This is a genomic window from Geobacillus genomosp. 3, from assembly GCF_000445995.2.
GTDB lineage: Bacteria > Bacillota > Bacilli > Bacillales > Anoxybacillaceae > Geobacillus.
Genome location: NC_022080.4, coordinates 3,380,917 through 3,393,774, shown reverse-complemented (window position 1 = coordinate 3,393,774; position 12,858 = coordinate 3,380,917). Strand labels below are relative to the sequence as shown.

Sequence of the window (12,858 nt, the reverse complement as noted above, 5' to 3'; positions counted from 1 at the left end):
TCTATGATAAGAATGGGCAGTGATGAACAAGCGGCCGGCAGCGCACGTTGCCGGCCGTGTCCATCACGGTTAGTTGGCGGCCAACGTTTTGCCGAGCGCTTCGCGAGCCGGGACGTAGCGGTAGCCGAGGTCGCGGGCGACCGCTTCGTATGTGATTTCGCCGCCGGCGACGTTGACGCCAAGCTCAAGCGCCGGGTTGTCGGTGATCGCTTGCATGACGCCTTTGTTGGCGATTTGCAAGGCGTACGGGATCGTAACGTTCGTCAACGCGATCGTCGAGGTGCGCGGGACAGCGCCTGGCATGTTGGCGACCGCATAATGGACGACGCCGTGTTTGACGTATGTCGGGTCGTCGTGCGTTGTGACGTGGTCGCTCGTCTCGACAATGCCCCCTTGGTCGATGGCGACATCGACGATGACCGAGCCTGGTTTCATCGCTTTCACCATGTCCTCGGTGACGAGTTTCGGCGCCCGCGCCCCCGGGATGAGAACGGCGCCGATGACAAGGTCAGCTTCGGCCACGGCTTCGGCGATGTTCATCGGGTTGGACATGAGCGTTGTAATTTGACGGCCGAAAATGTCGTCAAGTTCGCGCAGGCGGTCGGCGTTTAAGTCAATGATCGTCACATCTGCGCCGAGGCCGACCGCGACTTTCGCTGCGTTTGTGCCGACGACCCCGCCGCCGATGATCGTCACTTTGCCGCGGGCGACGCCCGGGACGCCGCCAAGCAAGATGCCTTTGCCGCCGTACGGCTTTTCTAAAAACTGCGCCCCGATTTGCGCCGCCATCCGTCCAGCGACTTCGCTCATCGGCGTCAACAGCGGCAGCGTGCGGCCGACTTGCACGGTTTCATAGGCGATGGCGATGACGCCGCTTTCTTTTAACGCCCGTGTCAACTCCGGATCAGCGGCCAAATGCAAGTAGGTGAACAGCACAAGCCCCGGACGGAAGAAGCGGTATTCGCTTGGCAGCGGCTCTTTCACTTTCATGATCATATCCGCTTGCGCCCACACGTCTTCGGCCTGTTCGACCACTTGCGCCCCGGCGCGGACGTAATCTTCATTCGCAAATCCGCTGCCGGCCCCGGCGTCTTTTTCAACGAGCACGGTATGCCCGGCTTGAACGAACGACAAAACGCCAGCTGGCGTGATAGCGACGCGATTTTCATTGTTTTTGATCTCTTTTGGTACACCAATGATCATGAGTTCGTGTCCTCCTCATTCAAAATGACCTTACTACTAGTATAAAAGGGAATAAGCAAGACCGGCATTGTTCAAAAAAGAGAAAGAAGCGCGCGGGTTTTGTGGATTTCCACAAATTATCCGCGCGCCTCGTATTTCGCTAATTTAATATCGATGTATAATTTGATTTTTTGGTTCATATCGCCGAGATCGATCTCGCCGATGTCGGCGATTCGCTTGAGCCGGTAAGCAAGTGTATTTGGATGAACATTGAGGACGTCAGCAGTTTCTTGCATGTTTTCGTTATGGTCAAAAAATGTTTCAAACGTCTTCACAAAATCGCTATGATGTTTGCGGTCATACGCTTGCAATTTCTCGAGCGCCAGGTTGGCCCAGTTCCCTTGCCGTTTTTTTTCGAGCAAAAAGTCGAAAAACTGGTAAATGCCGAGTTGGGCGTAGCCGTAGACGCCGTTGATGTCATCCTCAAGCTTCTCCTTCAGCGCCAGCACGGCGAGCGCTTCGCGATAGCTTTTTTCAATGAGCCGGTACGCGCTGTATACAACGCCGAATCCGCTTTGCACGTCATGAATGTGAAACCGTTCTTTCAGTTTGGCGGCGAACGATTCGATGAACGCATTCAACTCTTTCAGCGGCTGGTCCGTTTTTGGCGCCGCCAGCAAGATCACATCGCGGCCGTCGGTCGTATAAAGAAGAATCGGGATTTGCTGGGTCGTCTGCAAGAGATAAGAAATTTGCCGCTCCATTTCGGCGGTTAAATCAGCGGCAAAGCGGAAGACGACAACGGCAAACTGCGGCGCCGCCGGGATTTGCATGGCGGTGAGATGGGCGCGAATCTCGTCGTCTGTCGCGATATGGCCGGTCAGCAATTTCCAAAACAGCTCCTGCACCCGCTCTTCTTTTTTGTTTTTGCGCATATACAGCTGCAACACTTTGTTTTTTGCTGTTTTGGCGGCGAGCTTGAGCCATTCCATCTCCTCGGGCGACAGCGTCCGGTTCGTTTCCAGCACCCAGATGAAACCGATCACTTCGTCATTTTTCCAAATGGAGACAGCGACGCGGCTGCCGAGGCCGACGTCATGAATCGGCGGGACGCGCACCGGCTCGCGGCTTTTGAGAAGCGCCGGGATGGCGCCTTGTTTCCATAAGCTGTTGATCACTTTTTCCGGGACGCGCCGGCTGATGATCGTCGCCGTCCGCGCCGGATCGGTGTAATCGTCGTGGGCGCTGTAGGCGATGAGCCGATGGTTCGCGTCTTCAATTGTCACCGGACATTGGAGCACGTCGCTGACGCGGTCGGCAAACTCTTCGAGGCTGTCAAATTCGCCGTGGAAAGGGTCGGTGTAATGAGGCATATCGGTTCCCCCGCATCATCCATAGGATTGTAGTTTGATTTTACCACAAATAAAGGTTGCCATCGTGTATTCTATAACGGAGAGGGTTCGGTGCGCTTTCTGTCGAACATATAGGGAAAGGAAATGATTCATCAAGGAGGAGACTGTTGTGAAAAAATGGGAAATCGCCGTCATCCCTGGCGACGGCATCGGCAAGGAAGTTGTGCCAGCGGCGTTGGATGTGTTGAAAGCAGTTGCGGACGTCCATGGAGGGATTTCCTTTTCCTTCACTGAATTTCCATGGAGCTGCGACTATTATATGGAACACGGAAAAATGATGCCGGATGACGGGCTGTCGACGTTGCGGAACTTTGATGCTATTTTTCTCGGGGCGGTCGGCAATCCGAAGCTCGTGCCGGACCATATTTCGTTATGGGGGCTGCTTCTGAAAATCCGCCGCGAATTTGAACAAGTGATCAACGTCCGCCCGGCCAAGTCTTTTCGCGGATTGTCGTCGCCGCTTGCCGAACCGCGCGAGTTTGATTTCATCGTCGTCCGTGAAAACAGCGAAGGGGAATATAGCGAAGTCGGCGGGCGCATCCACCGCGGGGAAGACGAAATCGCCATTCAAAACGCCGTCTTCACCCGCAAAGGGACGGAGCGGGCGATGCGCTATGCGTTCGAGCTGGCGCGGAAGCGGAAACGGCATGTGACGAGCGCGACGAAATCGAACGGCATTTTCCATACGATGCCGTTTTGGGATGAAGTGTTTGCCGACGTCAAGCGCGACTACCCGGATGTCGCGACTGCGTCCTATCATATTGACGCGTTAGCCGCCTTTTTCGTGACAAGGCCGCATACGTTTGACGTCGTTGTCGCGAGCAACTTGTTCGGCGACATTTTGACGGACCTTGGCGGCGCCATCATGGGCAGCATCGGCATCGCCCCGGCGGCGAACATCAACGTCAACGGCAAGTACCCGTCGATGTTTGAGCCGGTTCACGGATCGGCGCCTGATATTTACGGCCAAGGCATCGCCAATCCGATCGGGCAAATTTGGACGGCGAAACTGATGCTTGACCATTTCGGCGAAGAAGAGCTCGGCGCCTTTTTGTTAAAAACGATCGAGGATGTCACCGCTGACGGCATCAAAACGCCGGATCTCGGCGGCACAGCGACGACGAAGGAAGTGACGGAAGAAATTTGCCGGCGTTTGTATAAGCGCAGTTGATAAAGGAGGAGCAAGGCGCGCGGTTTGCACTTTCTTTCCGTTTCGGTATACTTGTTGTCGAACGAACTGAACAGAAAGGATGACATACATTGTTCAAAAAATGGTTTGGCAAACAACAGCCGAAGGAAGAAACGATCACCGCGCCGCTTGACGGGACGATTGTGCCGCTTGAAGACGTTCCGGATCCGGTGTTTGCGCAAAAAATGATGGGCGATGGCATCGCCATCGACCCGGCGGACGGGGATGTCGTCGCTCCGGTGGACGGGGAAATCGTCCAACTCTTTCCGACGAAGCATGCCATCGGCTTGCGCTCAGAAGCGGGGGTTGAGCTGCTTATTCATGTCGGCATTGACACCGTGTCGATGAATGGGGAAGGGTTCACCGCCTATGTCAAGGCCGGTGACCGGGTGAAACGGGGCGAGCGGCTCCTTTCCGTTGACTTTTCGCTCGTTCGCGACAAGGCCAAAAGCGCGGTGACGCCAATCATCATCACGAACGGCGATGCGCTTGAAAGTTTGGAGAAAAAAGCTGGGACATCGGCGACAAAAGGCGAGACGGTCTTATTTCAGGTGAAAATGAAATAAGAGCGGAAGGGAGAAAGTATGGCGTTTCGCATCCATAAGATTTTAAACAACAACGCCGTTGTTGTGCTCGATGAAGGTAAAGAGAAAATTGTCATGGGCCCGGGGATTGCGTTTCAAAAGCGGAAAAACGATCTCATCCCCGTTGGCCGCATTGAGAAAATTTTCGTCATGGAAGAAGAAAACGAGAAATTCCAGCAACTGTTGCGCACGTTGCCAGAGGAGCATATCGATATTGCCGAAGAAATTATTAGCTATGCGGAAGGGAAGCTGCAAGCGCCCCTTAGCAACCATATCCATATCGCGTTGACCGACCATTTGTCATTCGCTATCGAGCGGCTGAAACAAGGATACCGCATTCAAAACAAGTTGCTGAATGAAATTAAAGTGTTGTACAAGGCGGAGTATGAGATCGGATTGTGGGCGAAACAGTTGATCAAAGAGCGGCTTGGCATTGAGATCCCAGATGATGAGGCAGCTCATATCGCCTTGCATATCCATACCGCCAAAATGGACGCCGCGAGCATGAACAAAACGCTCCGCGAAACAACGCTCATTCATGAACTGGTTCGCTTGATTGAAACAGAGCTCGGCCTATCGATCGATGAAGAAAGCATTTCATACCAGCGGTTGCTCACCCATTTGCGCTTTGCCTTAAGCCGCATTGAAAACGGGGAGCCGATTCATTCGATGGACGAGGAGATGATGGCGCTCATTCAGGCAAAATATGTGAACGAGTGGGCGTGTGCCCGAAAAGCGGCAGAATATGCCGAACAGGAGTATGGCATCCGCTTTCCGGAAGAGGAACTCGCCTATATTGTGTTGCACATTCAACGGTTGAGAAAGCGTTGACAACGGTGGTGTATTGCTTTATAATGCGGAGTAAACAACCGTATATTGTGGGATTGTGACTGCTTCGAGCAGGCAAGACCTAAAACGTATGAAGGGAACGGCAAGTGAACCATGCCGTCCGTATACCCTTTGTATGTTTTAGGTCTTTTTTGTTTGCTTTTGCCAATCATCATTCAGAAGGAGAGGGGTTCATCAATGCAGTACGGCCAAATCGCCCGACAACTTATTCCGCTATTAGGGGGAAAGGAAAACGTCATCAGCGCGGCCCATTGCGCAACAAGGCTTCGGCTCGTTTTAAAGGATGACAAAAAGGCTGATGTGAAAGCTATTGAAAATCTTGAGGGAGTCAAAGGAGCGTTTTCCAGTTCTGGTCAGTTCCAAATCATTTTTGGCACTGGTGTCGTCAATAAAGTGTATGAATCATTTGTCCGCGAAGCCGGTTTGCCGCAAAGCCATACGGATGCGCACCAGGAAGCGATCAAGCAAAAAATGAATCCGCTCGCCCGCTTTGCGAAAACGTTGTCGAACATTTTTGTGCCCATCATCCCGGCGATTGTTGCGAGCGGCTTGTTAATGGGGTTGCTTGGGATGATGAAGGCGTTCAAATGGGTAGCGGCGGACAGCCCGCTGTATATCCTCCTTGATATGTTCTCAAGTGCGGCGTTTATCATTTTGCCGATTTTAATCGGCTTTAGCGCTGCCAAAGAGTTCGGAGGAACGCCGTTTTTAGGGGCGGTCATCGGCGGGATTATGACCCATCCGGCACTATTAAATCCGTGGGGGTTGGCCGAGGCTAAGCCAAACTATATGCATTTTCTCGGCTTTGATATTGCCATGGTCGGCTACCAAGGGACAGTGGTGCCGATTTTGCTGGCGACGTATGTGATGGCGAAAATCGAGCGCGGCTTGCGCCAAGTCGTTCCCCATGCAGTCAGTTTGCTTGTCGTTCCATTTGTGACGGTCATTTCGACCGGGTTTATTACGATTTTGGCCATCGGGCCGCTTGGCAATTGGCTTGGCGACGGGATTACTATGGCGCTCAACTTCATTTACCATTATGGGGGAGCGCTCGCCGGTCTCATCTTTGGCGGGTTGTATTCGATGATTGTCATTACCGGTGTGCATCACAGCTTCCATGCGATTGAAGCAAACTTGTTGGCGAAACTTGGCGTCAACTATTTACTGCCGATCTGGTCGATGGCCAACGTCGCCCAAGGCGGCGCCGGATTGGCTGTCTTCGTCCAATCAAAGCGGGCGAAAACGAAAGAAATCGCCTTACCAGCGGCATTATCGGCGTTTTTAGGCATTACCGAACCGGTCATTTTCGGGGTGAACTTAAAATACCGGAAACCGTTTATCGCCGCGGCCATCGGCGGCGCGCTCGGCGGGGCGTATGTCGTGTTTGCCAATGTCGTCGCGAACGCCTATGGGCTGACCGGCATCCCGATGATCGCCATCGTCGCGCCGGAAGGGTTGACGAACTTGATGCATTACTTAATCGGTTTTGCCATTGCCGTCGGTTCGGCGTTTGTGGCGACATTCCTTCTAAAGTTCCGTGAAGAAGAAGAGTGAGGGGGCAAGCGGATGAAATCCGAACGCGAGCGGCAGCTCATGGAACAAGCCTATGCCGAAATCGAAAAGTACCAAGATCTCGTCCATCGCGATCCATATCGATTGCGCTATCATCTCATGCCCCCGGTCGGGCTGATGAATGACCCGAACGGGCTGATCGATTGGAATGGGACGTACCATGTCTTTTACCAATGGATGCCGTTTCGCACTGGCCACGGAGCGAAGTTCTGGGGACATTACACGTCCCCGGACTTGGTTCATTGGCAAGCGGAGCCGATTGCTTTAGCGCCAAGCGAATGGTATGACCAAAACGGATGCTACTCCGGCAGCGCCATTGACGATGACGGAAAGCTCGTGTTGTTTTATACCGGCAATGTGAAGGACGACCAAGGAAACCGCCAAACATACCAATGCATGGCCGTGTCGGAAGATGGCATTCACTTTACCAAAAAAGGGGTCGTGATCAACCTGCCGGATGGCTATACCGCTCATTTCCGTGACCCGAAAGTGTGGCGGAAAGACGGGCTTTGGTATATGATTATCGGAGCACAAAGCAAAAGCGGCGACGGGAAAGCGGTTCTATTCCGTTCTAGCGACCTCTGCCATTGGGAACATCTTGGCCCGATTGCCGGCGGGAACTCGAAATGGCTCGGCCCGTTCGGCTATATGTGGGAATGCCCCGACTTGTTTCCGTTAGACGGTCAAGATGTGCTCATCGTTTGCCCACAGGGATTGCAACCGGACGGCATGCGCTATCAAAACGTTTACCAGTCAGGCTATTTTGTCGGCCGCCTTGACTATGGACGGGCCGAATTCGTCCACGGGCCGTTTGAGGAGCTTGACCGCGGCTTTGAGTTTTACGCCCCGCAAACGATGCTTGACCGGAACGGGCGGCGCATTCTCATCGGCTGGATGGGCGTGCCGGATCAGAATGAAGACCGCCAGCCGACCGTGGGCCACCGCTGGGTGCACGCGCTCACCTTGCCGCGCGAGCTTCGGCTTGTTGACGGCAAACTGAGGCAAACGCCAGTGAAAGAACTGAAACAGTTGCGCAAACAACAAGTGGCGTATCCGAACGCCGTTGTGGCGAATGAGCTGCGGTCGTGGCCGGGAGTTGAAGGAGACGCCATCGAACTTCGCCTTGATCGTATTCAATTGCTTGGAAGCATGATGGAGATTCATTTTCGCCATGCCGCCCGCCTCATTTACAACAGCGACGAAGGGGTGCTGACACTTGAGCGGAAAAGTTTTGTGAATGGATTGACGGAAACGCGGCAATGCCGCCTGCCCCGTCTCCGTTCGCTCCACGTGTTTTTAGATACATCGTCGATCGAATTGTTCGTCAATGACGGCGAAGAGACATTCACTGCCCGGTTTTTCCCATATCCGGATGACCGAACGATGTTCTTTGGCGCTCATGGCCATCTTCAGATGGATATAGAGAAATGGGAATTATAAGGTTCGTTTGTGTGCAAGGAAGCTGCCAAGGAAGCGTTTGCGGATTGGCAGCTTTTTATGACAACGGTGATCCATTAGATTACTAAGGATGTTCACTCATCCCCCCTTTTAATGTAACAAATTTGTTCTGCCCCTTTTATCTAACTTCCTTTACAATTAAAAGGATAGTTCTTTATAATAATACGAAATAGAAATAATAATTCAAAAATATATACCTATGCCATCGCCAAGATGGGGGGATGAAACATGCTTACAAAAAGGCAAAAAGACATTTTGTCATTTTTAATCCAGAACAACGAACCTATTACATCGGAGTGGATTGCTAAAGAATTAGGGGTAAGTGATCGGACAGTGCGAACGGAGCTAAAAGAGCTCCAATCGCAATGCCAATCGTTAGGGATATATATTGAGTCTATTCGTGGGAAAGGGTATAAATTGGAAATCATAGATTCGCAACTATTTAAAGAGGCATACGACTCTGCTAGGAATGAGATTGTCGATGGGAGTAAAATGGATTTTTCCGAACAAAATGGTAGAGTCGTGTATATATTAAAGCGGCTCCTGCTTGAAAGGGAACCGATCAAACTGGAACATTTAGAGGATGAATTGTTTGTTTCCAAACCGACCATTCAAAGCGACTTAAAGACTGTACGTGAAATATTAGAAAAATACAAACTCAAATTAGTAACTCGCCCTCATTATGGAACAATAGTCGAAGGCGAAGAGTATATGAAAAGGCTATGTTTCTCCAATTATATTCTAAGCCGAAACAACGATCTAAATGTTGATTTTTCATCATTTACAGTTTTAGATCAAAGACTGTTTAGAAAGATAAAGGAAATTATTATAAAAAAAGTAAACGAGTATAAGATTGAAATATCAGATATTGCCCTTGAAAATTTAGCTACTCATATTGCCATCGCATGCAAGCGAATCAAAGAGGGTTTTGTCATTGAAAATCTTGACCCAGATGTAACGGGAAAGCACCCACTTGAAAAAATTGTAGCTGAGGAAATTGTCAAAGGAGTAGAGGAATTTACCAGTTTAACCTTTCCACGATCAGAGATTGATTATATCATTGTCCACTTATTAGGAACAAAGTTAATACACAAGGAAACGTTAAACAGATTTAGTGAATTCGATGAGTTAGGTACGATTATTCAGTGTATGTTGAAACGATTGAAAACGGAGTTAAATTGGGATTTTTATGAGGATACGGAATTTATTCAAGCGTTAACTTTGCATATCCGACCCGCAATGAACCGGTTGCGGTACAATATGAATATTAGAAATCCGTTGTTAAATGAAATTAAAACAAGATACCCTAGTGCATTTGAAGGAGCTGTCATTGCCAGCAAGTGTATTGAGAACCACTTGGGCATGGAAGTTGGGGAGCATGAGATTGCATATATTGCATTGCATATAGGTGTTGCTTTAGAACGGCTAAAAACGAGGCAAAAAAAAGCAAAACGGGTTATCATTGTGTGTGCCTCCGGCGTTGGCAGTGCGAAACTACTCCTTTACCGTTTGCAAAACGCATTTAAAGAGGAAATCGAAGTTGTTGCTTCAACCAACTATTATCAATTAAGAGACTATGACTTATCCTCTATTGATTTTGTGATTAGTACTATCCCTATCAATGACGATATAGGCGTTCCTGTTCAAGTGGTTAATACGTTCCTAGATGAGGAGGATATCAATAATATTCGAAAAAAACTGTCCCCTATGAAATCTGATGAAAAAGAAAAATACTTGGACGAATCGAGAGTCTTTGTCCAAAAAGACTTCAGAGACAAAGAAAGCGTTATCAATTTTATGTGTAATGAGCTATATAAACAAGGTCTTGTTTCAAAAGGTTACGTTAACTTAGTTTTGGAAAGGGAATCAATAGCCCCTACGAATTTTGGAAACCTAGTCGCTATTCCTCACCCCCTGACACCTGAAACGGAGGAAACATTTTGGACCGTATGTACTTTAAAACGCCCGATTGAGTGGCATGGTAAACACAAGGTTCAACTTGTTTGTCTGTTGAATATTAAAAAAGGACCTACAGGGGATTTGGATAGAATGTATCAAAAGTTGATTGCCATATTGGAGGACAAGTCTATTGTACGAAAAGTTATCAAGAGCGAGTCAGCGAAAGAAATTGTTGAAATTTTAAATACATGAGGGACGGTTAGTTTGTGAACTACTCACCACTTAGCGAACGCTTGAAGTGGGGGCTTCTCAGTTCCACGACGAAAACAACCTTTCGTCTCCCTGAGCGTGACTTCGGGTCGTTCCAACCCTAGGTATCCAATGATTCAGGGTTCTTTCGCGCCTTGGATCTTTTACGCATGGAAGGCTTTGCTTGGTTTTCGCATTGGGTTTTCCCCATGCAACCCCCTAATCTCCCGTTCACAAAGAACATGATCTATATTGATTGTATCATGCGTTTTGGCTGACGCCAACTGACATTCATCTCCCACCTACTCACTGGGCTGTGCCCTTCATGTTCCTTGAGGTGGGAGACTTCTTTCGGAAATTCGTTAAAACTCACATTTCGCACCCTAGCAGGGGAGAAAGAAAGGATTTTTTATTTCGTTTTTCAGAATAACGTTTCGACCAACACGACTAGCGATGGCAATCCTTTTTTTACCATCGCTAGTCGTTCCATATGACGTTACACGTAAATGCTCTCATCCATGCCCAATCCCTGCAGAATCCTTCGCTGATCAGGGGTGAGCGGTTTCCCTAGCCTGCGTTGGATTTGCCCATCCGGCAACTCCAACAGGACGACTCTGACATACCAAAACAATTGAAAAATCGCTTGTCCGGTCGGACGGGTCAGCTTGCGGCCTCCGGCGCCCTTTAATGGGCGTTCGGGTGTGATGAACTGACGCACCCGGCGCTGGAAGACGCGATAAATGGCCAAGGCCAGCAGAAACAAATAGCCCAACACCGCCACTCGTTCCGGTTTTTTGACGTAAATTTCGTCCGTAAAGAACGGATCTTTTAGGAAGGAGAAGTTCATTTCCACCGAGATCTGCCCTTTATACAGCTTCAAGATCTCTTGGGCATCCATGGGTTGGCCCTTCCATTCCTTTGGAACAGTCGTGACGAGGACAAACCGGGACGCTTTCCGTCTCGCCTGCTCCCACGCGTCTTGGTTGAATTCCACGCTCAGCCGAAGGGTGTACAGCGTCTCCATTTCCGGTTCCGCCCCTTTTTTCGGCCGTCCACGCCGTTTTTTCGGGCGCACGATCTCTTCGACGACGGCCTCCACTCGATGGAACCGGGGACGAAGGGATGCCTTCAAGGAGGCCAAGGCTTGTTCGGCGTCTTCCCGACAAGAGAAAGGATGACGCTCCCAACGGGCTTGTTCCTCGCGAAGAAGCTCCGCTTCTTTGGTTCGTTCTGTTTCGAGCGTCTTTCCTTTTCGCTGGTCGAGCGCACTCGATTCGACGACGATCAGTCGTACGGGCTGGCCTTCATATGTCGAGGCCGTTTCCCATACCCGGTACGTGGCGCCGTTTTTCTCGGCCAGCGCAAAGGGGGCGCTCCACGCCGAATCGGGTTGGGCATCCGCCTCCGAAAGCGCCGTTTTGACAATCCGGAGCGACGACGGCCCTCTCGTGATCAAAAAGGCGTTGGCGGCTTTCGTTTGCGCCAGCGTGTCCTTCGTCATCGCAGCGGAATCTGCCACGTAAATCCATTCGTCTTCGATCTTCGCTTCCCTCAGCTGCTCATGGACTCGCGACAACACCTCGGGATTCCACGTTTTGTCCGGCACGTTGCCGTCGTGCACGTCGCCGTAAAACGGAATGCCGTCCTCGTTGCCGATCAGGCCGAATCCGATCTGCTTTTGCCAGCGATGATGGCGGTTATAGCCATAGGTGATGTGCAACCCATCCGACGAATCGGATTCATACGCACCGTAAACCGTCTTGTCCGTCGTATCCGCGTGAAAGACACGGAGAGGGAGGCCTTCTTTCTTGTAGATTTGTACCAGGCAAGACGAAAGGACTTGATGGATATTGGCCTCATACAGCCGGTCCAAATGGCGAGCAATGGCATCGTCGTTGAACCAAGACGGATCCAATCCTGGCCGGATCAGCTTGGGCAAGTCGATGTCATGCGCCCACCGTTCCAAATGAACGAGGGCTTGCCGGCCGCTCAAGATATCCAAGAGAAGCAGCCCGACCACATCACTGGCTCGGGTTTGGCATTGAGGATCCACCGGAACCAGCCGGTCAATCAGCTGAGGGAGGCCAAGATCTTTGAAAATGGTACTTATTATATTCAAATAGGAACTTTCATAAATCGCCCGAATTCGAACGTCCATGATGGAAAAACTCCTTTGCATTCCTTGTGTGTCAAGGACCTATTCGACACCGGGATGAAAAAATCCTCCCGATTTTGGTCGAGAGGGTGCGAAATGTGAGTTAAAATGTTTCGGCAGTGCCCTATTTCCGTTGGTTAACGGAAAAATCGTTACTTTAAAGTAAAGGGGTCTCGCCATAAACTATATAGTATAGAAAGCGATGCAGTTTGCCCTCTTTCTGTCCATTTCAAAGGTAAAGGGGCTTGGCTTATTTGGCATTCAATAGGAAACCCAATTTTCACTAAGTGATAGCTGAGGTGAACAGTG

Annotated in this window: 9 protein-coding genes; 6 read left to right on the top strand and 3 right to left on the bottom strand. The window is 50.4% G+C overall.

The features are described from left to right. Positions 1 to 69: 69 nt before the first annotated feature. Together ald and M493_RS16900 are read right to left on the bottom strand one after the other, a co-directional pair. A complete protein-coding gene (ald, locus tag M493_RS16905) occupies positions 70 to 1,203 on the bottom strand; it encodes an alanine dehydrogenase (protein ID WP_020961608.1) in 1,134 nt (377 codons plus the stop codon). 116 nt (positions 1,204 to 1,319) lie between these two features. After that, positions 1,320 to 2,555 carry a PucR family transcriptional regulator gene (locus M493_RS16900; protein WP_020961607.1) on the bottom strand — a complete coding sequence of 412 codons (1,236 nt, stop codon included), beginning with the start codon at positions 2,553 to 2,555 and terminating at the stop codon, positions 1,320 to 1,322. Positions 2,556 to 2,703: 148 nt separating this feature from the next. On the opposite strand from M493_RS16900, the gene M493_RS16895 reads away from it, so the two are divergent. The 6 genes from M493_RS16895 to M493_RS16870 all read left to right on the top strand — a co-directional run bounded on the left by M493_RS16895 (position 2,704) and on the right by M493_RS16870 (position 10,397). Beyond that, the gene (locus M493_RS16895) at positions 2,704 to 3,765 is read left to right on the top strand and encodes a tartrate dehydrogenase (protein WP_020961606.1); all 1,062 of its coding nucleotides are present in this window, start codon (positions 2,704 to 2,706) and stop codon (positions 3,763 to 3,765) included. A gap of 89 nt (positions 3,766 to 3,854) precedes the next feature. Continuing rightward, positions 3,855 to 4,349, top strand: a complete 495-nt coding sequence (locus tag M493_RS16890; protein ID WP_020961605.1) for a PTS sugar transporter subunit IIA — start codon at positions 3,855 to 3,857, stop codon at positions 4,347 to 4,349. An 18-nt stretch (positions 4,350 to 4,367) separates the two neighbouring features. Then, positions 4,368 to 5,198, top strand: coding sequence for a PRD domain-containing protein (locus M493_RS16885; protein ID WP_020961604.1), 831 nt, complete (start codon positions 4,368 to 4,370; stop codon positions 5,196 to 5,198). A 195-nt stretch (positions 5,199 to 5,393) separates the two neighbouring features. Next, complete coding sequence (locus M493_RS16880) at positions 5,394 to 6,770, top strand: sucrose-specific PTS transporter subunit IIBC (protein ID WP_020961603.1); 1,377 nt, start codon at positions 5,394 to 5,396, stop codon at positions 6,768 to 6,770. 12 nt (positions 6,771 to 6,782) lie between these two features. Continuing rightward, positions 6,783 to 8,228 carry a glycoside hydrolase family 32 protein gene (locus M493_RS16875; RefSeq protein ID WP_020961602.1) on the top strand — a complete coding sequence of 482 codons (1,446 nt, stop codon included), beginning with the start codon at positions 6,783 to 6,785 and terminating at the stop codon, positions 8,226 to 8,228. A gap of 246 nt (positions 8,229 to 8,474) precedes the next feature. Continuing rightward, positions 8,475 to 10,397 (top strand): BglG family transcription antiterminator, encoded by a 1,923-nt coding sequence (locus M493_RS16870; RefSeq protein WP_020961601.1) that lies wholly within the window; start codon positions 8,475 to 8,477, stop codon positions 10,395 to 10,397. A 493-nt stretch (positions 10,398 to 10,890) separates the two neighbouring features. Here the strand turns inward: M493_RS16870 and M493_RS16865 are convergent, their stop codons facing one another. Next, positions 10,891 to 12,552 carry an IS1634 family transposase gene (locus tag M493_RS16865; protein WP_020959017.1) on the bottom strand — a complete coding sequence of 554 codons (1,662 nt, stop codon included), beginning with the start codon at positions 12,550 to 12,552 and terminating at the stop codon, positions 10,891 to 10,893. Positions 12,553 to 12,858: the final 306 nt, after the last annotated feature.